This is a genomic window from Streptomyces sp. NPDC012888 (genome assembly GCF_042900645.1).
GTDB lineage: Bacteria > Actinomycetota > Actinomycetes > Streptomycetales > Streptomycetaceae > Streptomyces.
Window position 1 is genome coordinate 207031 of the sequence record NZ_JBIBBM010000009.1, and the last position, 24202, is coordinate 231232.

General features: G+C 73.0%; 20 protein-coding genes and 1 riboswitch. Of the genes, 17 read left to right on the forward strand and 3 right to left on the reverse strand.

Annotation, left to right across the window (positions count from 1 at the left end; genetic code table 11):
- Nucleotides 1–97 precede the first annotated feature (97 nt).
- Complete coding sequence (locus tag ACFY61_RS18220) at nt 98–883, reverse strand: hypothetical protein (protein WP_389473116.1); 786 nt, start codon at nt 881–883, stop codon at nt 98–100.
- Nucleotides 884–1120: 237 nt separating this feature from the next.
- Here ACFY61_RS18220 and ACFY61_RS18225 point away from each other — a divergent pair, with 237 nt between their 5' ends.
- The 6 genes from ACFY61_RS18225 (at nt 1121) to ACFY61_RS18250 (ending at nt 7838) form a co-directional block, all read left to right on the forward strand.
- On the forward strand, nt 1121–3226 hold the full coding sequence (locus ACFY61_RS18225; protein ID WP_389473117.1) for an N-6 DNA methylase: 2106 nt from the start codon (nt 1121–1123) through the stop codon (nt 3224–3226).
- 102 nt (nt 3227–3328) lie between these two features.
- The gene (locus ACFY61_RS18230; protein WP_389473118.1) at nt 3329–3916 is read left to right on the forward strand and encodes a hypothetical protein; all 588 of its coding nucleotides are present in this window, start codon (nt 3329–3331) and stop codon (nt 3914–3916) included.
- Nucleotides 3913–5445, forward strand: coding sequence for a protein kinase (locus tag ACFY61_RS18235; protein ID WP_389473119.1), 1533 nt, complete (start codon nt 3913–3915; stop codon nt 5443–5445). The genes ACFY61_RS18230 and ACFY61_RS18235 overlap by 4 nt, the downstream gene beginning before the upstream one ends.
- Nucleotides 5446–5545: 100 nt before the next feature.
- Complete coding sequence (locus ACFY61_RS18240; protein ID WP_389473121.1) at nt 5546–5914, forward strand: hypothetical protein; 369 nt, start codon at nt 5546–5548, stop codon at nt 5912–5914.
- On the forward strand, nt 5911–7164 hold the full coding sequence (locus ACFY61_RS18245) for an RNase A-like domain-containing protein (RefSeq protein WP_389473122.1): 1254 nt from the start codon (nt 5911–5913) through the stop codon (nt 7162–7164). The genes ACFY61_RS18240 and ACFY61_RS18245 overlap by 4 nt, the downstream gene beginning before the upstream one ends.
- Before the next feature lie 20 nt (nt 7165–7184).
- Entirely contained in the window at nt 7185–7838 is a 654-nt protein-coding gene (locus tag ACFY61_RS18250; protein WP_389473123.1) for a contact-dependent growth inhibition system immunity protein, read from the forward strand.
- Here ACFY61_RS18250 and ACFY61_RS18255 read toward each other — a convergent pair.
- Entirely contained in the window at nt 7744–10209 is a 2466-nt protein-coding gene (locus ACFY61_RS18255; RefSeq protein ID WP_389473125.1) for a YfhO family protein, read from the reverse strand. The genes ACFY61_RS18250 and ACFY61_RS18255 overlap by 95 nt on opposite strands.
- A 177-nt stretch (nt 10210–10386) precedes the next feature.
- Here ACFY61_RS18255 and ACFY61_RS18260 point away from each other — a divergent pair, with 177 nt between their 5' ends.
- Both ACFY61_RS18260 and ACFY61_RS18265 read left to right on the forward strand, forming a co-directional pair.
- Entirely contained in the window at nt 10387–11010 is a 624-nt protein-coding gene (locus tag ACFY61_RS18260; protein WP_389473126.1) for a SurA N-terminal domain-containing protein, read from the forward strand.
- 137 nt (nt 11011–11147) lie between these two features.
- Nucleotides 11148–12089 (forward strand): nucleoside triphosphate pyrophosphohydrolase, encoded by a 942-nt coding sequence (locus ACFY61_RS18265; RefSeq protein WP_389473248.1) that lies wholly within the window; start codon nt 11148–11150, stop codon nt 12087–12089.
- A 22-nt stretch (nt 12090–12111) separates the two neighbouring features.
- Here the strand turns inward: ACFY61_RS18265 and ACFY61_RS18270 are convergent, their stop codons facing one another.
- Complete coding sequence (locus ACFY61_RS18270; RefSeq protein WP_389473128.1) at nt 12112–13317, reverse strand: globin domain-containing protein; 1206 nt, start codon at nt 13315–13317, stop codon at nt 12112–12114.
- A gap of 115 nt (nt 13318–13432) precedes the next feature.
- Here ACFY61_RS18270 and ACFY61_RS18275 point away from each other — a divergent pair, with 115 nt between their 5' ends.
- The 9 genes from ACFY61_RS18275 (at nt 13433) to ACFY61_RS18315 (ending at nt 24058) form a co-directional block, all read left to right on the forward strand.
- On the forward strand, nt 13433–14752 hold the full coding sequence (locus tag ACFY61_RS18275) for a cytochrome P450 (protein WP_389473130.1): 1320 nt from the start codon (nt 13433–13435) through the stop codon (nt 14750–14752).
- Between the two features lie 94 nt (nt 14753–14846).
- Nucleotides 14847–15995, forward strand: coding sequence for a transglycosylase family protein (locus tag ACFY61_RS18280; RefSeq protein WP_389473132.1), 1149 nt, complete (start codon nt 14847–14849; stop codon nt 15993–15995).
- A gap of 276 nt (nt 15996–16271) precedes the next feature.
- Nucleotides 16272–16445: riboswitch (cyclic di-AMP (ydaO/yuaA leader) on the forward strand.
- Nucleotides 16446–16448: 3 nt separating this feature from the next.
- A complete protein-coding gene (locus ACFY61_RS18285; protein ID WP_389473134.1) occupies nt 16449–17159 on the forward strand; it encodes a transglycosylase family protein in 711 nt (236 codons plus the stop codon).
- 251 nt (nt 17160–17410) lie between these two features.
- Nucleotides 17411–18706 carry a phosphopyruvate hydratase gene (eno, locus tag ACFY61_RS18290; RefSeq protein ID WP_389473136.1) on the forward strand — a complete coding sequence of 432 codons (1296 nt, stop codon included), beginning with the start codon at nt 17411–17413 and terminating at the stop codon, nt 18704–18706.
- A gap of 99 nt (nt 18707–18805) precedes the next feature.
- Complete coding sequence (locus tag ACFY61_RS18295) at nt 18806–19288, forward strand: septum formation initiator family protein (RefSeq protein WP_389473138.1); 483 nt, start codon at nt 18806–18808, stop codon at nt 19286–19288.
- Nucleotides 19289–19337: 49 nt separating this feature from the next.
- Complete coding sequence (locus tag ACFY61_RS18300) at nt 19338–19889, forward strand: DUF501 domain-containing protein (protein ID WP_389473139.1); 552 nt, start codon at nt 19338–19340, stop codon at nt 19887–19889.
- Complete coding sequence (locus ACFY61_RS18305; RefSeq protein ID WP_389473140.1) at nt 19886–20827, forward strand: exopolyphosphatase; 942 nt, start codon at nt 19886–19888, stop codon at nt 20825–20827. The genes ACFY61_RS18300 and ACFY61_RS18305 overlap by 4 nt, the downstream gene beginning before the upstream one ends.
- Before the next feature lie 390 nt (nt 20828–21217).
- Nucleotides 21218–22603 carry an NAD(P)/FAD-dependent oxidoreductase gene (locus ACFY61_RS18310; RefSeq protein ID WP_389473141.1) on the forward strand — a complete coding sequence of 462 codons (1386 nt, stop codon included), beginning with the start codon at nt 21218–21220 and terminating at the stop codon, nt 22601–22603.
- Between the two features lie 135 nt (nt 22604–22738).
- Complete coding sequence (locus ACFY61_RS18315; RefSeq protein WP_389473143.1) at nt 22739–24058, forward strand: class I SAM-dependent methyltransferase; 1320 nt, start codon at nt 22739–22741, stop codon at nt 24056–24058.
- Nucleotides 24059–24202 lie beyond the last annotated feature (144 nt).

The following is a 24202-nucleotide window of genomic DNA, read 5'->3' on the forward strand; positions in this document are numbered from 1 at the left end:
CGCACCCCGCCGGGTGCGACGGATGACGACGCCCCGGCCCGGGAACCCGCCCTCCCCTCGCGGGGCGGCTTCCCGGGCCGGCGCGTGGTGTCGCCGGTCAGGCGGCGTCGGCGTCGAAGACGTCGGAGGCCTTCGGCGCCTCGGCCACGACCGGCTCGTTGAACCGGGAGAAGGCGAGGTTGCCGTTCTCCTGGCCGACGACGGTGGTCTTGAGCAGGTAGGGCTCGCCCTGGGTGGCGACCCAGTAGGTCTCGTTGCCCTCGGCGGAGGTGTGCGTGAGCATGACGGCCGGGACGCCGCCGACCTGCGTGTCCTTGCCCATGACGGCGGGCGGGGTGTCGTCGAACTCGGTGAGCACCTCGTCCAGGTCGCAGATCTCGGCCATCTCCCTGGCCTCGGGGCCGGACGCCCTGGTCCGTACCCAGCGGTTGCCGAGCTGCTCGACGGCCGCGTTCCGGGTGGCCTTGGACTCGTCCTTCATGGAGTGCCGCAGGAACTGCTCGTCGGCCTTGAAGTAGAGGTACTTGGCGTTCTTGATGAGCTCGACCGAGCCCTCGCCGTGGCCGGCGACGGTGCCGGTGCAGTCGCCGCCCTTGTCCATGCTCAGGTTGACGGACATGGGCTTGCCGTCCATCACGATCTCGCCCTGGACGGTCACGGACCGGGCGGCCCGCTGGGCGGTCAGCGACTGCCGGAGTATCTGCGCGCCGGTCAGACCGTCGAACCGGTGCTTCGGGCTCGGGCTCGGGGTGGCGGCCGCCGGGGCGGCGGTGGCGCCGCCGCCGGACTCCGCCCCTCCGCCGGACGCACCGCCGCAGGCCGTGAGGGTGAACAGGGCCGCCGCGACGAGGGCGGCGGCGGAGGCAGAGCCGGTGGATCTCACGTGGGACTCCAAGGGGAATGGGTAATTCCGGCGAGCGGTGCGGGGTGAGTGTAGGGGTGGCGTAAAGCCGGAGGAGCGGCGGGGTGGGCCGCTCGCCGTTCCGGCCGAGCGGCCGGCCCGGCGACGGGGGCAATCAGAGCAGAGCCTGTGAACCGAGTCAACCATGTCAACTCGGTCGGATCGGTTCACGATGTGTATGCTCGGATCACGTCCTTGCCTGTGCACCGGGGGAAGCAAGTGCCGCAGAACGACTACGACCACGAGAACGACGCCCACGCCGACCGCGCGGCCGCCGAGGTCACCGCAGCCGGCATCGCGCGCCTGGCGGGCGTCGGCCGCGCCGCCGTCAGCAACTGGCGCCGGCGCCACCCCGACTTCCCCAAGCCCGTCGGCGGCACCGAGACCAGCCCCTCCTTCGCCCTCGCCCAGGTCGAACGCTGGCTCCGCGCCCAGGGCAAGCTCGCCGAGGTACCGCTGCGCGAACGGGTCTGGCAGCAGGTCGCCGGCCACCCCCGGGGAGCCGTGGCCGGACTCGTCGAAGCCGGCCGCACCCTGCTCGTCGTACGCGACCGGCCGACCGACTGGCTGGCCCTGGCCGCCGTCTCCGACGCCCGCATGGCCGACCGGCTCGGCCCCCTGGCCCACGACGTGCTCACCGCCCGCATCGGCGCCGCGGCCGCCGCCGTGCTCGCCTCCGGCCCGGACCCCGCCACCATGCCGCTGGCCCGCGCCGCCGCCGAACTCGCCTCCGAACTCGGCGCCCGCCAGGCCTTCGAGTTCCTGCTCGGCCGCCACCTGGACGCCAACCCCCGCCAGTACACCCTCACCCCCGCCGGCCCGGCCGAACTGATGGCCGCCCTGGCCGGCCCCGCCGCCCGCACCGTCCTCGACCCCGCCTGCGGCACCGGCACCCTGCTCCGGGCCGTCCGCGGAGCCACCGCCCTCCACGGCCAGGACGCCAGCCCCGAACTCGCCGAACTCACCGCCCTCCGCCTCGCCCTGCACGGCGACGCCGAGGTCCGCACCGCCCCCGCCGACAGCCTCCGCGCCGACGGCTTTCCCGGCCTCGCCGCCGACGCCGTGCTCTGCCACCCCCCGTTCAACGAACGCAACTGGGGCCACGACGAACTGGCCTACGACCCCCGCTGGGAGTACGGCCTGCCCGCCCGCGCCGAGTCCGAGCTCGCCTGGGTCCAGCACGCCCTCGCCCACCTCCGCGAAGGCGGCACCGCCGTCCTCCTCATGCCGCCGGCCGCCGCCGCCCGCCGCTCCGGCCGCCGCATCCGCGCCGACCTGCTGCGCCGCGGCGCCCTCCGGGCCGTCGTCGCCCTCCCCGCCGGAGCCGCACCCCCCTACGGCATCCCGCTCCACCTCTGGGTGCTGCGCAGGCCCGGCACCGCGCCCACCCCCGCCGCAGTCCCCGGACTGCTGCTCCTCGACACCGCCGCCCTCGCCCCCGAGGGCCGCGACCGCTCCGCCTGGCAGGCCGTGCACGACACCGTCCTCGACACCTGGACCGCGTACGAGCGCACCGGCGCCGCCGAGGAAGTACCCGGCCTCGCCCGGGTCGTGCCCGTCCTCGAACTCCTCGACGACGACGTCGACCTCACCCCCGCACGGCACCTGCCCGCCCCCGCCGCGGCCGGCGGCGCGGCCGGGCTGACCGCCGTGCGCGAGGGCCTCGACGCCGCCCTCGACCTCGCCGCCCGGCTGGCCCCGGCCCCCGCCGCCCCCGCCGCCGGCCCGGTCCGCCTCCCCCTCACCACCGTCGGCGAACTCGCCCGCGCCGGCGCACTGGTGCTCCGTACCGGCACCGCCGCAGCAGACGCGCGCCCCGCGGCGGCCGCGACGCCCGCGGCGCCCTCCCCGCCCGTGCTCACCGAACAGGACGTCCGCGCCGGCACCGGCCCCACCGGCGTACTCGCCCCCGGCACCGGCGACGACGCCGTCCGCACCCGGGAGGGCGACGTGGTCGTCCCCGTCCTCGGCGGAACCACCCGCGCCCGCGTCATCGGCCCCGGCAGCGCCGGCGCCGTACTCGGCCGCAACCTCCAGCTGCTCCGCCCCGACCCGGCCGCCCTCGACCCCTGGTTCCTGGCCGGATTCCTCCGCGGCACGGCCAACACCCGGCAGGCCAGCAGCTACGCGTCCACCGCGACCCGGCTCGACGTGCGCCGCCTCCAGCTGCCCCGGCTGCCCCACGCCGAGCAGCGCCGCCACGGCGACCGGTTCCGCGCCCTCGCCGAGTTCGAGGACGCCCTGACGCTGGCCGGAAGGCTCGGCGGGCAGCTCGTCCAGGGCCTCTACGACGGCCTGACCGAGGGCACCGTCTCCGCGGAGTGAGACGGCTCCGCAACGGTTGGGTACATCCCCTGACCTGACGTCCCCGTCCGCCTATACGCTCAGACCGAAAACTTCCGTCCGTACGGCCCGTCAGGAGCATTGATGCACGGCCCCGGCTACCCGCCGCCCCACCAGGAGCAGATGCCCAGCAACGGCTACCTGGCGGGCATGCGCGTGCTCTTCTCCCTGCTGCCCGTCCTCACCTGCGGCCTGCTCGCCTTCGGCACCATGATCCGGCTCGCGATCGTCACCCGGCGGGCCCGCGACTGGGCGCTGTGCGTGGCCAGTTTCGTACTGAGCCTGTTCTTCCTGTGGCTGATCGGCTCCGACCCGACGGAGGACGCCAGCACCTGGATGGGCAACACCGGCACCGTCGGCATCTTCGGCCTCGCCGTCGGAGTCGTCGCGTACTACCTCTACGCCGACATCCAGCACTACGCCGACCTGCGGGCCTCCGCGTCCGCCCCGTGGTACCCGCAGCCCGCCGGCTACCCCTACCAGGCCGCGGCCCCGCAGACCCCGGCCGTGCCCCCGCAGGCAACGCCCCAGGCGGCGGCCCAGCCGCCCGCCCACACCCAGCCGCCCGCCCACACCCCGCCGCCGGCCCAGCGGATCGGCCAGGTCCGCGCCGAACTCGACGAGCTGAGTGAGCTGCTGCGCAAGCAGGAAGGGCAGGACCGGGACCGTTGAGCACCACCTCCGCGCCCGCGGCCGCACCCGAACGCGTCATCGCGGACCGGTACCAGCTCGCCACCGTCCTCGGCCAGGGCGGCATGGGCCAGGTCTGGACGGCGTACGACCGGCGGCTCGACCGCCGCGTCGCCGTCAAACTGCTCCGCCCCGACAAGGTCGCCGGCCCCGGCACCGTCGCCGAGGAACTGCGCCGCCGGTTCGTCCGCGAATGCCGGGTCACCGCCCAGGTCGACCACCCCGGGCTGGTCACCGTCCACGACGCCGGCAGCGACGGCGACGACCTCTACCTGGTCATGCAGTACGTCGAGGGCTCCGACCTCGCCGACCACCTCGCCGAACACGACCCCTACCCGTGGCCGTGGGCGGTGTCCGTCGCCGCGCAGCTCTGCTCGGTGCTGTCCGCCGTGCACGCCGTGCCCATCGTCCACCGCGACCTCAAGCCGCGGAACGTCATGGTCCGCCCCGACGGCACCGTCCTCGTCCTCGACCTCGGCGTCGCCTCCGTCATGGACACCGACACCACCCGCCTCACCAACACCGGCACCCCCATCGGCAGCCCCGCCTACATGGCGCCCGAGCAGGCCATGGGCGGGGCCGTCGGCCCGCGCACCGACCTCTACGCCCTCGGCGTGCTGCTGTACGAACTCCTCAGCGGCAGCGTCCCGTTCGCCGGCTCCACCGCACTCGGCGTGCTCCACCGGCACCTGTACGAGCCGCCGCTGCCGGTCCGCCAGCTGCGCCCGGAGATCCCCGCCCAGCTGGAGGCCCTGCTCCTGCACCTCCTCGCCAAGGACCCGCAGGACCGCCCCGCCTCCGCGCAGGAGGTCTACGAGAGCCTCGTCCCGCTCCTGCCCACGCGCGGGACGCCGGCCGGCCCGCTCGACCCGACCCGCCCGTTCCTCCGCCCGCAGGCCCCCTGGCCGGACCGCGCCACGGCCGGACCGGCGGTCCCGCCGATGCCGGCGTCCCCGCCGCGCCCGGACATCGCCTCCTCCGTGGACGAGGTCAAGCGCCTCCTCGACCAGGGCCGGCTCACCCAGGCCGTGGACATGCTCGGCTCCCTGCTGCCGGCCGCGGCCGCGCAGCACGGGGAGAACTCGCCCGTCGTCCGCTCCCTGCGCAAGCAGTACGCGGCCACGCTGATGGACGACGGCCAGTACCGCCGCGCCCTGCCCGAACTGCGCCGGCTCGCCGACGAACTCCCGCCCGGCGACCCCCGGTCGCTCCGCTTCCGCTACGACGCGGCCCAGTGCCTGGACCAGCTGGGCGAGCCGGCCGCCGCCCTGGCGGAGTACCGCTCGCTGCTGCCCCTCTTCGAGAACCACTACGCCAACCCGGACCCGGAACTCCCCCTGGAGGTCCGCCGCCGCATCGCGCACCTGCTGCTGTCCCTGGGCGACCGCCCGGCCGCGCACGAGACGCTGGCCCGGCTCCTCTTCGACGCGGAACGCCTCCACGGCCCGGCCCACCCCTTCCCCACGGAAGTCCGCCGCACCCTCCACTGGCTCACCCAGGTCCGCAACTAGCCCCGCCCGAAGTCGTGTCGAAGAGGCTCAAACCCGGCTGTCCCGTACATCGAGGGCTGAAATAGGCTTCGAAGATCGACAACCGCAAGGGGGAACCGCAATGGGCGGCGGCACCGACAAGGTCCTCGATATCAAGGCAGCGGATCTCAAGGCCTCGGCTCCGACCTTCTCGGCGCAGAGCGAAGCACTGCGCAAGGCGGCCGACGAACTCCACAAGGCACTGCAGGGTCTCGGCAAGCCCTGGGGCGATGACGAGCGGGGCGAGGAGTTCGACGCGGTCTACTCCCCGGCCCTGGAGAAGATCAAGAAGTCGACCGGCATCCTCGTCGAGGGCCTGGCGAGCATCCACGTCGCGATGGCTGACATGGCGGACGGGCACATAGAGAACGACGCACTTGTGGCATCGATGTTCACGAGGATCCCTCCTCAAGGCGGTGACGGAGCGGCCGGAGGACAGAACGCCCGGTGAGCGTCGAGGACGAGGTCAAGGACGTCCTCATCGAAATGGGGATGTGGTGGCCCGACGCCAACTCCGGCAGTCTTCGGGCTGCGGCAGGACACTGGCGTACCTTCGCGGACGCGGTCGACGACGTGCTCAGTGCGTCCAACGGTGCGGCCGGCACGCTCATGAAGAACAACACGGGCGAGGCGATTGACGCGTTCACCGTGTTCTGGGGCCGCTACCACGCCGACGGTGGCAAGGGCTGGCTGGACAACCTCGCTGCCGGCAGTCGGCAGATGGCGGCGGCCCTGGAGGAGTTCGCCGACGTCGTCGACGACGCCATCGAGAGGCTCTGGACGCAGATAGGCATCGCGGCCGCGACGATCGCGGCCGGAATCGGCCTCGCGGTGTTCACCTTCGGCCTCTCCACCGCGGCTTCCGCCGCCGCGGCCACGGCGATCATCGAACTCGCCGCGGGGCTCGGTGTCACCGTCTCGGCCACGGTGGCCAACATCGCCGCCGTCACTCTCACGGGAGTGGTCTTCGGCAGCATCGAATCCGTCACCGTGGAACTCGCCGTCGCCCAGCCCCTGAAGATCGCCGCAGGTCTTCAGGACGGGTTCGACCTGTCGCAGGTCGACGATGCGGCGAAGTTCGGCGGAATCGCGGGTGGGCTGCTCGGGGGCGGAGCGTCGACCCTGCGCGCCGTCTCGGACGCGGGCGGCTTCGTGAAACTCTTCCAGGGCATCCCCCTCCACGTCGCCGGGCCCCCTCTGGCCCTGCCGAGGGGCATGGTTCCTGTCGGCCCCCATGTGTTCCTCCGCCAGGGCGACTACAACGCGTGGCCGAGGTCCAAGCGCAAGGGGGCGGTGCAGCCCAAGCACCGGGCCGACCTGAAGGGCGACGAGGGGAAGAACGGTTCCCACACCCTCGACCGGCACGTCGAGATGACCACGCGAGACCTGCGCGCCCGATTGCGGGCGAATCCCGGGATGGATGCCGCTTCACGGTTCCTGGACGAGTCCTCCGCCCAGCGTTTCGTCGACGACGTCCTGCTGCGGAACCAGAAGACGGTGTCCGAGTGGTTGAACGGCAGCGGCAAGAAGCTCGCGTTGCCCCTCGAACGCTTCGATGACGTCACGGGCCTCAGCCTCAGTCGCGAGAACTTCAAGAGGGGTACACCGGCCGAGGAGGTCTACGGAGTGAAAGTGATCCTCAAAAAGGATCCGGATGCTCCTGCCGGCTACCGGATCCTCACCGCATACCCTCAGGCCTGACAGTTCTTGGAGGTTCCACCATGCCGTATTCGGAAGACAGGTTCGCCGAACTGCGTGACCTGCTCAGGTCCTACGCCGATGCCGGGTACACGTTCGACGACACCGAGGACCAGCCGGGCCAAGGGCTGAGGGTCTATCTGCGGCAGGCGACGCGCACGCCAGAGCGGGTGGAGAAGGTGATCGCGGAGATCGAGGAACTCCTCGCCGTGGGTCTGTTCTCCGAGAGCATCGCCGCTGATGTCGATACGCTGCCCCAGGTGCGGCCGACCGGCGGGCGCAGCGTGGAGGAAGCGCTGAAGGTGGCGCTCGGCCACCTGAGGGCGTTCGCCGCGGATACGCGGGGCACGGCCGCCGAGGTCCCGGAGACGACCTGGGAGTGGGAGGCGCGGTTCCCGGTGCTCGTGCAGTTCCTCGGGGCCTACTTCCACCAGGACTTCGACCTGGAGTACTCCTCGCACCGCGAGGCGGTGGACGACTACCTGGCGGACAGTGACGCCGCCGGGCGGGCCGCGCTCGTGCGGGAGATCGTGGAACTGCTGGCGCTGGTCGGGGACGGGGGCGAGCTGCGCGCGGCGGTGATCAGGCTCGGGGGGCAGGTCGCGCCTCCGGCCGGGGTGTCCTACCGGCAGTGGCTGAGGGACGTCGCCGGGATCGCCGGGCATCACGGAGGCTGAGCGCCGCGAGGGTGAGGGCGGACGCGGCCGCCAGGCCGAGGCCCGCGCGGAGGCCCGGGGGCCGGAACGCGCAGGACAGGGCCGGGGTGCCGGGGGACACGGGGGCGGCCACCAGCCCCAGGTAGGACCCCGCGGGGCGGCCCCCGCAGGTCCAGCCGGCGATGCGCGGCGCGGCCAGTACCGCCGTACCGGCACTGCCCGGCGGGAGCTCCGCGCGGACGCCGTGCGAGGTGACCGTCACCGAGACCGCCGCCGTGGCCCGGAGCGCGGCGACCGCCGCGGCCAGGCGGCCGCGGTCCAGGCACTCCAGCGCCCAGCGGGCCGGCGCCGGCCGTTCGAGGAGCAGCGCCGAGGCCGGGCCGCGGGACACCCCCAGGGGCTGGAGCACCGCCCGGTTGCGCGGCGCGTTGCCGTGCAGCAGGAAGGACCGGCCGTCGGCCAGCCGCGCCCGGGCGTTGTACTCCGGCGCCCACAGGTACGCCTCCGTCCCGGCCCGGCACACCCCCGGGGCCACCGGCGCCTCGTACACCCGGGCGCCCAGCAGCAGCTCCTGGTTGCGGAACGGGGAGTCGCCGTAGGCCGGCCGCTCCCCGGCCGACGGGCGGAGCGTGACCAGCGGCAGGGCGTCCCGGCGCAGCACCGAACCGTCGGGCTGGAGCCGGGCGCCGACCGCGAACAGGGCGTCGGTCACCGGGTTGTCGATGCTCTGCACGTTCCGGCCCCGCGAGGTCCACCCGGCGCCCAGCGCCACCATGGTCCGGGTGAACACGTCCGGGGTGTGGCTGCTGTAGTACGCGCCGCCTTCCCCGCCCAGCAGCATCGGGTCGTTGCCGGACAGCGCCGGCCGGCTCGGGTCCGTCCGGTACGCGGGCCAGCCGCCGGCCGCGGCCAGCGCACGGGCCCGCGCGGTGTGCTCCGGCCCCCACGACGGGTAGTCGTCCAGCCCGCCCAGCTTCCCCTGGTGCCCCCAGGCCGTGGTGGCCGCCGCCTGCCCCGCCAGGACCAGGGCGAGCAGCCCGGCCGCCCAGGCCGCGGCCCCGCGCCGGTGGTGCGGCAGCGCCCAGGCCGTACCGGCCACCGCCAGCCCACCCAGGAACAGCCCGTACGACCAGGCCGTCGGCAGGGCGCTGCCGGCCGCGCCGAGCCCCGCCACCGCCAGCACCCCCGCCCCCGCGGCCAGCGCCCGCGGCCCCGGCCGCCCGGCCGCCACCGCGGTCCAGGCGGCGATCACCAGCACCCCGGCCAGCACGAAGGTCTGCCGGTACGGGCTGCCGTTCGGCGTCGCGAACACGTGCCAGGCCAGATGGGTCGGCGTCCACTGGAACGACAGCAGCACGGCCAGGACCAGCCCCGTCCACCACAGCCGGGCACGCGCCGGCACCGCCCGGTGGAAGGGCAGCGCGGCCGCGAGCAGCAGCGTGCCGGTGCCCACGAACAGCGCCGGCGAGGAGAAGCTGTACGTGGCCGGGAGCAGCCGGGCCAGCAGATCGGCGGCGCCCACCGGTTCGAACTCCCGCACCAGCCCCGGGTAGGCGTGCCGGGACCCCAGGAACACCGGCAGCAGCACCGGCCCGGCCAGCGCGACACCGAGCAGGGTGCGGCCGGCGGCCCGCAGCGGCACCCGGACCCGGTCCCGCCACTCCGGGCGCGTCAGCACCACCCGTACCAGCAGGACCAGCCCGGCGCCCAGCGTCGCCATGTACGCGGTGTAGAAGTTCGCCATCCAGCACACGGCGACGACCAGCGGCGCGAGCACCGGCCGGCGGCCGCGCAGCGCCCACTCCCCGGTGAGGCAGAGCATCGGGAGGGCGATCAGCCCGTCCAGCCACATCGGGTTGTACGAGGCCTCGATCACCGACCAGCCGCACAGCGCGTACGAGGCCCCCAGCAGGCCGGCCGCCCACCACGGGCCGCGCCGCACCGTCCGCAGCAGCCAGGCCATCGCCGCCGCGGCCGCCGCGATCCGCAGCACGGTGACCACGTACACCGCCAGGTCGATCTCCTCCCGCGGGAACAGCGCCACCAGCACCGAGAACGGGCTGCCGAGGTAGGTCCCGAGGTCCGGCAGGAAACTCGTGCCGTACCCGGACTGCCAGTTGAACAGCACCCCGCCCGCCGCCCGCCCGTGGAGCAGGTCCCACAGGTGCGCGTGGAAGGGCACGAACTGGTTGCCGAGATCGTTGACGCTGCGGTGCCGGCCCCCGTACGGGAAGACCCGCGCGACCGCGTCACCGGCGCACACCGCCACCGCGGCGACCAGCGCGGCCAGCGCCGATCCGGACAGCGAGGCGCGGCGGTGCGCGGCGGGACGCGGGGCGCTGCGCGCGGCGGGCCGGAGGGCGGGACGCGCGGAACGGAGCGGTGTGGCCATGGTGGGCGCGACCCTGGCAGCACGGGACGACGCGGGGATGTCCTCCGGGTGAACACGCACCCCGGCGGCGCGGGAATCGTTGGTCGAACCGGTGGCCGCCGCCACTCTGACCTCATACCATCGATCACCGCACGGACTTGTGCACCGAAGCACAATCTCCCGGCCCTGGAGGCTCCTTTGCACCGTCGCACTGCGCTCTCCGTCTCCGCCGCCCTGCTCGTCGCGGCACCGCTGCTCTCCGCCTGCTCGGGCGAGACGCGCCCCGGCACCGCGGCCGTCGTCGGCGGCGAACGCATCACCACCTCCGCGCTCCAGGCCCGGGTGAACGACGTGCGCGAAGCGCAGGGCCGCTCCGACAACGCCGCCCAGCTGGTGGCCAACTCCGGCAGGCTGGAACGCGTCAAGCTGAGCAAGATGATCCAGCTGCGGGTGCTGGAGAGGGCCGCGGAGGACGCCGGGATCACCGTCTCCCCCAAGGAGATCGAGGACGTCCGCAAGGGCCAGCTGGAGCAGAGCGGCGGCGAGCGGCAGCTGGAGGAACTGCTGCTGGCGCAGCGGGTGCCGCTCGCACCCGGCCAGCTCGACGAGGAGATCCGCTTCCAGCTGCTCTTCGCGAAGCTCTCCGAGCGCTTCGGCGAGGAGAAGGTCCTGGAGCCGCTCGCCGCGGCCGCCCGGAAGCTCGACATCGAGGTGAACCCCCGCTACGGCTCCTGGGACGTCCAGCAGATCACCGTCGGGGACGGCAAGACCCCGTGGATCACCCAGCGCACCCGCACCGAGCAGGCCCCGGCCGGAGCCTGACCCCGAAGGGGTAGGTTCGAGGGGTGACCGAGCACACCGACCGCCCCGAGCACACCGACCGCTCCGACCGCACCGACCACGCCCCGGACTCCGCCCCCGCCGCCGGCCCCTCCGCCACCGCGGAGTCCACCGGCCGCATCGTGCTGCTGACCACCAGCCACCGGGTCGCCCCCGGTCTGCTGTCCTGGTCGGCCTGGCAGGTCCTGCGGGAAGCCGACCAGGTGCTGTGCGCCGATCCGGACCACCCGCAGCTGCCCTACCTGCGGGAGGCCGGGATCGAGGTGGTGCGCCAGGCCCCGGACGCGCACGCCCTGGTCGAGGAGTGCGCCGGCGGCCGCACCGTGGTGGTCCTGCCCACCGGTGAGGGCGACCGGCGGCTGACCGACGGGCTGGCCCGGCTCGCCGGCTCCGGCCGGTACGCCATGCCGGACCTGGAACTGCTGCCCGGCTCGTACGACCTGCCCGGTGCCCGGCTGCTCGACCTGGTGCAGGTCATGGACCGTGTCCGCCGCGAGTGCCCGTGGACCTCCCGCAAGACCCACGAGGGCCTCGCGAAGTACGCCATCGAGGAGGCCTACGAGCTGGTCGAGGCGATCGAGACGGGCGACCGCGCGGAGCTCCTGGAGGAACTCGGCGACGTCCTGCTCCAGGTGGTCTTCCACGCGCGGATCGCCGAGGAGGACGAGGAGGAGCCGTTCTCCGTCGACGACGTGGCCGGCGCCCTGGTGGAGAAGCTGGTCCACCGCCACCCGCACGTGTTCGGCGACGCCGAGGCCGAGACCCCCGAGGACGTCCGCGAGCACTGGCAGCGGACCAAGGACGAGGAGAAGCAGCGGGAGTCGGTCACCGACGGGATCCCGCTGGGCCAGCCGGGCCTCGCCCTGGCCGCGAAGCTCGCCGGCCGCGCCCGCGCGGGCGGTGTGGCCGTGGCACTGCCCGAGGGCGAGGGCATCGGGTACGAGCTGCTGGCGCTCGCCGCACGCGCCGAGGCGGCGGGAGTGGACCCGGAGACGGCGCTCCGCGCGGCGGCCCGCACCTACCGGGACGCCATCCGCGCCGCCGAGGGCGTCGCCGGCTAGACCGCGGCGCGGCGGAATCCCGCTACGGGCGCGGTGCGCGGCCGGCGGGGTCGTGCCAGTGCGGGTCGGGGCGGCCCAGGAACCACTCGCCGAAGCCCAGGGGCCGGCCCTCCTCCCGGCCGGAGGCGGGCACGGCGTCGTGGAAGATCCGGTCGGGCGGGGTGCCCAGCTCCTCCACGAGCCGGGCGGTCGCGGCGATGAACATCGCAGGGCCGCTCAGGTACACGTCCTGCTCGTGCCACATGCCGCGGACGCTGAGCGCGGTGGCGAGCCGGTCGGTGGCCTCGTCCCGGGGCCGGCCCGGGGCCGGCGTGATGTAGGTGACGGCCAGCCAGGGGTAGCGCGCCGCGTACTCGTCGATCAGCGGCCGGTCGTAGAGGTGGGCCTGGTCGCGGGCGGCGACGAACAGCCGTACGCCCTGGTCGGGGGGACGCCCGGTCAGCTCCTCCAGCATCGCCAGCACGGGCGCCCAGCCGGTGCCGGCCGCGACGAAGCTGATCGGGCGGCCGTCCCGGCGCAGGGTCATCCGCCCGCCCGCCGCACCCAGCCGCAGGATCTCGCCGGGCTGGACGTCGCGGACCAGGGCGGTGCTCAGCCGTCCCGTGTCGATCCGGCTGACGTGCAGGTCCAGGGTGTGGTCGGCGCGCGGGGCGTTGCCTATGGAGTACGTGCGCCAGGTCCTCGGCACCCGCTCGCTGCTCACGCTGACGTACTGGCCGGCGAGGTGGGGGAGCGGGGCGTGCGGCCGGAGGGTGAGCACCCCTATGTCCTCCCCGTACTGGAGGTGGCGGACGATCTCCGCGTCCCACCAGGGCGGGTGGTCGCTCTGCGCCGCGCCCGCCTGCATGGTGTCGGCGATCCACTGGTACGCCTCCGACCAGGCCTTCTCCACGGCGGGCGTCCACGCTTCGCCCGAGGCCTCGGCGAGGGCGGCGAGGAGGCTGGCGCCGACCGCCGCGTATTGCCCGGGCGTGGCCAGGAACTTGCGGTGGTCCCGCCCGAGGTCCCGCAGGTAGGGGAGGACGGACTCGTCCTCCAGGTGGGCGATCACGTGGGTGAGGGCGGCGAACAGCCGGTCGCGCTGTCGTTCCATGTCCTCGTGGGAGGTGGGGAAGAGCTCGCGGAGCGCCGGGTCGTGCCAGAAGAGGTGGGAGTAGAAGAACTTGACCGCGTGCTCGGCCCGTCTCTCCACCACCGCGAAACTGCTCTTCAAGATCCTCACGTCCACGGAACGGAAAGTAGGAACACCGGCGGGGCAGAGGTCAAGCTCCGTCCGATCTGCGGACAGCCGCGGCGAACCACTCATAAGGGGTGGGGGATGATCGCCGGGATACGGTCGGACCGTGCATGAGGACCCCGCGACCGCCCCCGGCGCCCCGACCCCGCCCGCCGCGCCGACTCTCTTCGACTGGGAGTTCGCGACCGACCCCTACCCGGCGTACGCCTGGCTGCGCGAGCACTCCCCGGTGCACCGCACGCGGCTGCCCAGCGGGGTGGAGGCATGGCTCGTGACCCGCTACGCCGACGCCCGGCAGGCCCTCGCCGACCAGCGGCTGAGCAAGAACCCGGCGCACCACGCCGAACCGGCCCACGCCAAGGGCAAGACCGGGATCCCGGGCGAGCGCAAGGCCGAGCTGATGACCCACCTGCTCAACATCGACCCGCCGGACCACACGCGGCTGCGCCGGCTGGTGTCGAAGGCGTTCACCCCGCGCCGGGTCGCCGAGTTCACCCCGAGGGTGCAGCAGCTCACCGACCACCTGATCGACGGCTTCGCCGGCCGGGGGGAGGCGGACCTCATCCACGAGTTCGCGTTCCCGCTCCCCATCTACGCCATCTGCGAGATGCTCGGCGTACCGCGGGAGGACCAGGACGACTTCCGCGACTGGGCCGGCATGATGATCCGCCACGGCGGCGGCCCGCGCGGCGGGGTCGCCCGCTCCGTGAAGCAGATGCGGAACTACCTCGTCGACCTGATCCACCGCAAGAGGGACGACCTGGGCGACGACCTGATCTCGGGTCTGATCCGGGCCAGTGACCACGGCGAGCACCTCACCGAGAACGAGGCCGCCGCCATGGCCTTCATCCTCCTCTTCGCCGGGTTCGAGACCACCGTGAACCTCATCGGGAACGGCATCCACTCCCTCTTCATGAACCCGGACCAGCGGACCCGCCTCCAGACCTCCCTGGCCGCCGGAGAGACCGGACTGCTCGCCACCGGGGTGGAGGAACTGCTCCGCTACGACGGCCCGGTGGAGCTGGCCACCTGGCGGTTCGCCACCCGCCCGCTGACCCTCGGCGGCCAGGACGTCGCTGCCGGCGACCCGGTGCTCGTGGTCCTCGCCGCCGCCGACCGCGACCCCGCCCGGTTCGCCGAACCGGACACCCTGGACCTCTCCCGGAGTGACAACCAGCACCTCGGCTACGGCCACGGGATCCACTACTGCCTGGGTGCCCCGCTGGCCCGGCTGGAGGGCCAGACCGCCCTCGCGACTTTGCTGACGCGGATTCCGGATCTGGCCCTGGCCGTACCCCCGGAGGACCTGCGCTGGCGCGGCGGGCTGATCATGCGTGGCCTGCGCACCCTTCCGGTGAGGTTCACACCCAGCAAACCCACTGACCCGGAGTCAGTCCACCAGTCGCCCCCTGACCGGCCAATGTGACCTTCGCGTGATCTGCGCTGCATCGACTTGTGACAGACGTTCGAGGAGCGCTAGGTTCCGTCACCTCCCCGCAGTCACGCGAAAGGTCACCCTCATGCGTTCCGGGAACGGCCGTCACAGAAGACCCCGCCAGGCCCCCGCCATCGTGGTCACCGCCGGAGTCACCGGCTCCGCGCTCGCCCTGCCGCTGCTCGCGGCCACGGGCGCGAACGCCGCCGAGGCGGGTACCTGGGACAAGGTCGCCGAGTGCGAGAGCGGCGGCAGTTGGAGTGCCGACACCGGCAACGGCGCTTACGGCGGCCTCCAGTTCACCCAGGAGCAGTGGAAGGACGCCGGCGGGCTCGACTACGCCCCGCGCGCCGACCTCGCCAGCCGCTCGCAGCAGATCACCGTGGCCGAACGGGTGCTGGCCGCCGAGGGCCCGTCGGCCTGGGGCCAGTGCGGCGTGTCCGCCGGGCTCACCCTGAACGGGCCGTCCGCCGGGGTGGACCCGGGCGCGCCGGAGGCCGACGCCAAGGCCCCGGAGCGCCCGGAGGAGACCTTCGCCCGGCCGGACACCCACCTCCCGGCCACGCCCGGCGGGGTGTTCGCCCCCGGCACCATGCCCGCACCGCTGCCCCCGGCGTCCAGCGGGCCGACGGCCCCGGTCACGCCGGCGCCGACCGTACCGACGACGCCGACCGCGCCGACGACGCCGACCGCGCCCACGGTGCCCACGGCGCCGACCACGCCGACGGCTCCCACCACGCCGACCGCGCCGACTGACCCGACCGCTCCGGTCGCGCCGCCCGTGACGGACGCCCCGGGCATCCCGGGCATTCCCACCAACCCGACCACACCCGGCACTCCGGGCCTTCCGGGTGGGCCGGGCACTCCGGTCATACCGACCGATCCCACGTCACCTTCCGCCCCCGGCAACCCCGCTGACCCCACCGCACCCATCGGCCCCGCCGACCCCACGGCGCCCACCGCCCCCGGCGGCACCACGGAGCCCACCGCCCCCGGCGCCGGGTCGGGCACCGGGAAGCACCGCGGGGCGCCCGCGGTGGAGTCCCCGACCGCCCCCGACGCCACTTCGGAGTCGAAGTACACGGTCCAGCCGGGCGACAACCTGTCGAGCATCGCGGACCAGCAGGGGGTCAAGGGCGGCTGGAGCGCCCTGTACAAGGCCAACGAGCAGGTCATCGGTGGCGACGCCGACCTCATCAAGCCGGGTCAGAATCTGGATGTAACCCACGAATAGGGCGAGTTCAGTGCCCCGGAAAGCGCTTAATGTCCGCTTCGTGTAAGTGAGACATGCGTCTCTTCCGCCCAACTGGCGTGTCCTACCTGTGACCTTCCGGGAACCGGCCCCTCACCTGCGCAAACACCCCTCCGGGGAGCGCAAGTAGGGGCCGTTTCGCGCTCGAAACGCACGTTGAAGATCCGGGCGGGACCTGTCTACCTTCTGAATCGCCCGCCACCGTGGGCTCCTTCGACCGCATCGCCGAATCCTGCCGGCGGACGGAGGGAACAGTCGTCGCTTCGAGCGCCGAAGGCAGGAGCGGGGGAACCAAGGTTTCCGCCGGAAGGCGGCCGTCTGACCGGCGGTCACCGACCGGCTAGGGGTTAAGCCACGCGCTAGGACGCGTGACCGGGCAACTCACTCGCCCGAACCCGACAGCTCACCTCGCAGGCGTCGGTGAGGAGAAGTTCCATGCTGCTTTCCGGCAAGGGCAAGCACCGCCGCGCCTCCAAGGCCACCCGCGTCGTCGCGCTCGCCGGTGTCGTCGGCGCCGCCGCGGCCGCCCCGCTGATGGCCGCGGGCACCGCCAACGCCGCCACGGCCTCGCAGTGGGACGCCGTCGCCCAGTGCGAGTCCGGCGGCAACTGGTCCATCAACACCGGCAACGGCTACTACGGCGGCCTCCAGTTCTCCGCGTCCACCTGGGCCGCGTTCGGCGGCAAGTCCTACGCCCCGCAGGCCAACCAGGCCAGCAAGGCGCAGCAGATAGCCATCGCCGAGAAGGTCCTCAAGGGCCAGGGCAAGGGCGCCTGGCCGCACTGCGGCAAGGGCCTGACCAACGCCGCGTACAACGGCGGCGGCTCCACCGGCACCTCGAACGGGTCCTCCTCCAAGGGCAAGACCGAGACCCGGAAGACGGAGTCCAAGAAGGAGACCAAGCGCACCGAGACCACCACCCGGTCCGAGCGCACCCAGACTCCGGCCCCGTCGAAGCCCGCCGCCAAGCCGGCCGCCCCCAAGACGGGCAACGGGTCCTACGAGGTGAAGGCCGGGGACACCCTCGGTGCCATCGCCGACGCCCACCAGATCCAGGGTGGCTGGGAGAAGCTGCACGACCTGAACAAGGACATCGTGCCGGACGCCGACCTGATCTTCCCGGGCCAGAAGCTGAACCTCTCCTGACCCCGCCCCTTCCGGGCACCCACACCCGCCCGGTGCGTCCCCGACGCACCGGGCGGCTGTGCGTCCGCACCCCTCCGCGGACCCCTCCGCAAGGGTCGTATGTCCTGGAAGGCAGGTATTCGGGCCCTTTTTCGTCCCAGGACCCGGGCGGTCGGCTGGCCGACCGCCCGAAGCCGGTTAGGCTCTAGTCCGGCAGGGCCGTGCCACGGTCCGAGCGCCACCGCACATCTCGCGTCACATCCCAGAAGGAGATGCTCGTGCCGTCCATCGACGTCGTCGTAGCCCGGGAAATCCTGGACTCCCGAGGCAATCCCACGGTCGAGGTCGAGGTAGGCCTCGACGACGGCAGCACCGGCCGTGCTGCAGTTCCCTCCGGCGCCTCCACGGGTGCCTTCGAGGCCATTGAGCTCCGCGACGGGGACCCCAGCCGCTACATGGGCAAGGGCGTGGAGAAGGCCGTCCTGGCCGTCATCGAGCAGATCGGCCCCGAGCTGGTCGGCTACGACGCCACCGAGCAGCGCCTGATCGACCAGGCCATGTTCGACCTGGACGCCACCGACAACAAGGGCTCCCTCGGCGCCAACGCCATCCTCGGCGTCTCCCTGGCCGTGGCCCACGCCGCCTCCGAGGCCTCGGACCTGCCGCTCTTCCGCTACCTCGGCGGACCGAACGCGCACCTGCTGCCCGTTCCGATGATGAACATCCTCAACGGCGGCTCGCACGCCGACTCCAACGTGGACATCCAGGAGTTCATGATCGCGCCGATCGGCGCGGAGTCCTTCTCCGAGGCGCTGCGCTGGGGCACCGAGGTCTACCACACCCTCAAGAAGGTGCTGAAGGACAAGGGCCTCTCCACCGGCCTCGGCGACGAGGGCGGCTTCGCCCCGAACCTCGGCTCCAACCGCGAGGCCCTGGACCTCATCCTCGAGGCCATCAAGCAGGCCGGCTACGCCCCCGGCAAGGACATCGCGCTCGCGCTCGACGTCGCCGCGTCCGAGTTCTACAAGGACGGCAAGTACGAGTTCGAGGGCCAGTCCCGCTCGGCCGCCGAGATGACCGAGTACTACGAGGAGCTCGTCTCCGCGTACCCGCTGGTCTCCATCGAGGACCCGCTGTTCGAGGACGACTGGGCCGGCTGGAAGGTCATCACCGAGAAGCTCGGCGCCAAGGTCCAGCTCGTCGGCGACGACCTGTTCGTCACCAACCCGGAGCGCCTGGCCCGCGGCATCGAGGAGGGCACCGCCAACGCCCTGCTCGTGAAGGTCAACCAGATCGGCTCGCTGACCGAGACCCTGGACGCCGTCGAGCTGGCCCAGCGCAACGGCTTCAAGTGCATGATGTCGCACCGCTCCGGCGAGACCGAGGACGTCACCATCGCCGACCTCGCCGTCGCCACCAACTGCGGCCAGATCAAGACCGGCGCCCCGGCCCGCTCCGAGCGCGTCGCCAAGTACAACCAGCTGCTGCGCATCGAGGAGATCCTCGACGACGCCGCGGTGTACGCGGGCCGTTCCGCCTTCCCGCGTTTCCGCCCTGCGAACCAGTAGAAACAGCAAGGGCTGATCACGGCCTGAGCCTCCCTACGTCCCCGCCCGCGGTCCCGTACCGTGGGCGGGGACGTACTGCGTATGAAGGGGAGGCGCGACATGGCCGGGAACCGGGACCGGTTCTCCACCGCGACCAGGCTCAGGCAGCTCGGCGAGCGCACCGCGGCCCACGTCTACCGCTCCCAGTCGCGCCGTCAGGTGCGCCGCAGCCGGCTCACCGGACGGGCCGCCCTGCTGGTGCTCGTCCTCTGTACGCTGGTCGTCGCCCTCGCTTATCCCATGCGCCAGTACGTCTCCCAGCGCTCGGAGATCACCGAGCAGCAACGGGCCGCCGACGAGGCGCGCCAGCGCCTGGAGGAGCTGCGCGACGAGAAGGCCCGCTGGCAGGACCCGGCCTACGTCAGGCAGCAGGCCCGCAGACACCTGCACTTCGTGCAGCCCGGGGAGATCGGCTTCACCATGGCCGACCCGGACGCCGAGGCCGAGGAACGGCGCCGCACCGAACAGGGCGCGGCCGACCGCCCCTGGTACTCGAACGTCTGGGACGGCGTGGACAAGGCCGACCGCCCGAACACCGAGTAGTGCCACGCCACCGACACACCACCGACCGAACGAAGAGACCTTTCCAGGCATGCAGACGCCCCCGCCCCAGACCGACCGGACCGAGCCGACCGCCGCGGACATCGAGGCGTTCGAGCAGCAGCTCGGCCGCCCCCCGCGCGGGCTGCGCGCCATCGCGCACCGCTGCCCCTGCGGGCAGCCTGACGTGGTCGAGACGGCCCCCCGCCTCCCCGACGGCACGCCCTTCCCGACCCTCTACTACCTGACCTGCCCGCGCGCCGCCTCCGCGATCGGAACGCTGGAGGCCAACGGCGTGATGAAGGAGATGCAGGCCCGGCTCGCCGAGGACCCGGAACTCGCCGCCGCCTACCGGGCCGCGCACGAGGACTACATCCGGCGCCGCGACGCCATCGAGGTGCTCCAGGGCTTCCCCAGCGCCGGCGGCATGCCGGACCGGGTGAAGTGCCTGCACGTGCTGGTCGGCCACTCGCTAGCGGCCGGCCCGGGCGTCAACCCGTTCGGTGACGAGGCACTGGCCATGCTGCCCGAGTGGTGGGCCAAGGGAGCCTGCGTCACCGTCTGCGGTGACGAGGCGTCCGAGGACGTGGAGGGGAACGCGTGACCCGGGTCGCCGCCGTCGACTGCGGCACGAACTCCATCCGCCTGCTGGTCGCCGACTGCGACCCGGCCACGGGCGATCTGGTCGAACTGGACCGCCGCATGACGGTGGTCCGCCTCGGCCAGGGCGTGGACCGGACGGGCCGGCTGGCGCCCGAGGCGCTGGAGCGCACCTTCGCCGCCTGCCGGGACTACGCGGCGGTCATCGCCGGTCTGGGCGCGGAGCGGATCCGCTTCGTCGCCACCTCCGCCTCGCGGGACGCCGAGAACCGCGAGGAGTTCGTGCGGGGCGTCAAGGAGATCCTCGGCGTCGAGCCCGAGGTGATCTCCGGCGACCAGGAGGCGGAGTTCTCCTTCACCGGTGCCACCAGGGAGCTCAAGGGCACCGACCACCTGGCCAAGCCGTTCCTGGTGGCCGACATCGGCGGCGGCTCGACCGAGCTGGTCCTCGGCGACGAGCACGTCGTCGCCGCCCGCTCGGTGGACGTCGGCTGCGTACGCCTCACCGAACGGCACCTGGCCCACGACGGCGGCATCAGCGATCCGCCGTCGGAGGAGGAGGTGGCGGCCATGCACCGGGACGCCGAGGCCGCCCTCGACCTCGCCCAGGAGACGGTGCCGCTGGGCGAGGCCAAGACCCTGGTGGGACTGGCCGGTTCGGTCACCACGGTGGCCGGGATCGCGCTGGGACTGGACGCCTACGACTCCGAGCGGATCCACCACGCCCGGATCTCCGTCGAGCAGGTCCGCGAGATCACCGAGCGGATGCTGACCTCCAGCCACGAGGAGCGCGCGGCGATCGGTGTCATGCACCCCGGCCGGGTGGACGTGATCGGCGCCGGTTCGCTCATCCTGCTGACCCTGATGGAGCGCATCGGCGCCCGTGAAGTGGTGGTCTCCGAGCACGACATCCTGGACGGAATCGCCTGGTCGATCGCCTGACGACCGGCTGAACCATGGATTCCGGGGGTGGGGGCGGCCATCTCCCGAGGAAAGTTCGTGAAGTTCTTCACAAGGAAAAGCCTCGGAAGGGGGTCTCCGGAGGGCCCGCGGGGCCCTTCCGGAGCCCCCGGAACCCCCTCGGGCGCGCGCTTGTGCGAATAGCGGACGCCACGGGTTTCGTGTCGGAGGTAAGGACGAAGGCCGTGGTCCAGTCCACTTTCGGCCTTGCAGGCCAGTTCAGGCCGGGTCTACAACGACTCCCGTTACACCGTGGTTCCCGTTGCGCGCCATGACCTGTGTCACGTGGGCCGCGCAGTGTAGCAGAGGCATCCCGGCACCTTGTGAAGGCCCTCACGAGCATCCCCCCTACGGGTGCTGGATACTCGTTCCATGAGCACCACGGAGCGTCCCAGGATCCTCGTAGTAGGAGGTGGGTACGTAGGCCTGTACGCGGCCAAGCGCATCATGAAGAAGATGCGCTACGGCGAGGCGACCGTCACGGTCGTCGACCCCCGGTCGTACATGACCTACCAGCCCTTCCTCCCCGAAGTTGCCGCAGGCAGCATCTCGCCTCGGCACGTCGTCGTCCCGCTGCGACGCGTGCTGCCCAAGGCGGAGGTTCTCACCGGCCGGGTCACCAGCATCGACCAGGACCGCAAGGTCGCCGTCGTCACGCCGCTCGTCGGCGAGGCGTACGAGCTGCCCTTCGACTACCTGGTGATCGCGCTCGGCGCCATCTCCCGCACCTTCCCGATCCCCGGCCTCGCCGAGCAGGGCATCGGCATGAAGGGCGTCGAGGAGGGCATCGGCCTGCGCAACCACGTCCTCGAGCAGCTCGACAAGGCGGAGTCCACGACGGACGAGAACGTCCGCCGCAAGGCCCTCACCTTCGTCTTCGTGGGCGGCGGCTTCGCCGGCGCGGAGACCATCGGCGAGGTCGAGGACATGGCCCGTGACGCCGCGAAGTACTACACCACGATCAAGCGCGAGGACATGCGCTTCATCCTGGTGGACGCGGCCGACAAGATCCTCCCCGAGGTCGGGCCCAAGCTCGGCACCTGGGGCAAGGAGCACCTGGAGTCCCGGGGCATCGAGATCTACCTCAACACCTCGATGGACTCCTGCGTCGACGGCCACGTCGTGCTGAAGAACGGCCTGGAGGTCGACTCCAACACGATCGTGTGGACCGCCGGCGTCAAGCCGAACCCGGCCCTGGCCCGCTACGGCCTGCCGCTCGGCCCCCGCGGTCACGTCGACACCGCCCCGACCCTCCAGGTCCAGGGCACCGACTACATCTGGGCCGCGGGCGACAACGCCCAGGTCCCGGACGTGGCCGCCCGCAAGGCCGGCGTGGAGAACGCCTGGTGCCCGCCGAACGCCCAGCACGCGCTGCGCCAGGCCAAGGTCCTCGGCGACAACGTGGTCTCCGGCATGCGGGGCTTCCCGCAGAAGGAGTACGAGCACTCCAACAAGGGTGCGGTCGCGGGCCTCGGCGTCCACAAGGGCGTGGCGATGATCGTCATGGGCAAGATGAAGATCAAGCTCAAGGGCCGTCTCGCCTGGTACATGCACCGTGGCTACCACGGCATGGCCATGCCGACCTGGAACCGCAAGATCCGCGTCTTCGCCGACTGGACCCTCGGCATGTTCCTCAAGCGCGAGGTCGTCTCCCTCGGCGCGCTGGAGAGCCCGCGCGAGGAGTTCTACGAGGCCGCCAAGCCGGCCCCGGCGCCCGCCGCGGCCCAGGCCCCGGCCGAGAAGGCCAAGGCGTCCTGACGCCCGGGCCGTGCGCCCGAACAACGCACAGCCCGAAGGGGTCGCCTGCCATCCGTGGTGCGGGCGGCCCCTTCGGCGTATCCGGGGTCGGCGGTGGGTAGTCCGTGGTGTCGACCTTCGGAAGGAGCGTTCCCCATGAACCACGCCGCGCCGCGGCTGACCGCCATAGCCGAGACCATACTGGGTGCCCCGCTGCCCGTGCGGATCCGCGCCTGGGACGGCAGCGAGGCGGGACCACACGGCGCCCCCGCGCTCGTCCTCACCCACCGCCGCGCCCTGCGGCGGATCCTGTGGAAGCCCGGCGAGCTGGGCCTGGCCCGGGCCTGGGTCGCGGGCGACCTGACGGTCGACGGAGACCTGTACGAGACACTCGGCCTGCTGTCGGGCATCCTCTGGGACCGCCCGTCCGCCTCCGAGGCGCCCGACGGAGCCCCCGGGACCGGACGCACCGCGTTACTCCGCGACCCGGCCGGGCGCGCCGCCGTACGGGAGCTGTTCCGGCTCGCCGGGCCGTGGCCGGCCCCCGCACCGCCGGCCGAGGAGGCGCCCCGCCGCTCGGGCCCGCTGCACACCAAGGTCCGCGACCGCGCCGCCATCAGCCACCACTACGACGTGGGCAACGAGTTCTACGAACTGGTCCTCGGCCCGTCCATGGTCTACTCCTGCGCCTACTGGAGCCCGGACGGCACCCTCGAGCAGGCCCAGCACGACAAGCTGGACCTGGTCTGCCGCAAGCTGGCCCTGGAGGAGGGCGACCGGCTCCTCGACGTCGGCTGCGGCTGGGGCTCCATGGCCCTGCACGCGGCCCGCGAGTACGGGGTGCGGGTCACCGGCATCACCCTCTCCCGCGAGCAGGCCGCGTACGCCCGCAAGCGGGTAGCCGACGAGGGCCTGGCGGACCGCGTGGAGATCCGCGTCCAGGACTACCGGGACGTCAAGGACGGTCCCTACGACGCCATTTCCTCCATCGGCATGGCCGAGCACGTCGGATCGGCGCGCTACCGGGACTACGCGGCGGACCTGTACGCACTGCTGCGGCCGGGCGGCCGGCTCCTCAACCACCAGATCGCCCGCCGCCCCGAGCCGGACGAATCGGCCTACCGGGTGGACGAGTTCATCGACGCGTACGTGTTCCCCGACGGCGAGCTGTCCCCGCTGGGCAGCACCGTCTCCGAGCTGGAGCGGGCCGGCTTCGAGGTCCGCGACGTCGAATCGCTGCGCGAGCACTACGCGTTGACCCTGCGCGCCTGGGTGCAGCGGCTGGAGGCCTCCTGGGACGAGGCCGTCCGCCTGACCTCCCCGGGACGCGCCAGGGTCTGGCAGCTGTACATGGCCGCCTCCGCCCTCGGCTTCGAACGCGGCGGCCTGGGCGTCAACCAGGTCCTGGCGGTCCGCGCCGAGCCCGGCGGCATCTCAGGCCTGCCGCTGCGCACCCGCACCTGGCCGGCCGTCTGACGAAGCGGCGGGGGCCCCCCCCCCGGGGGGGGGGGGGGGCCCCCCCCCCCCGCGCCCCCCCGGGGCCCCCCCCGGCCCCCCCCCCGCGATACGCGCGCCCCAAGTTACGCCCCCCCCGCGTCGCCCCCGCCCCCACGGCCCCCC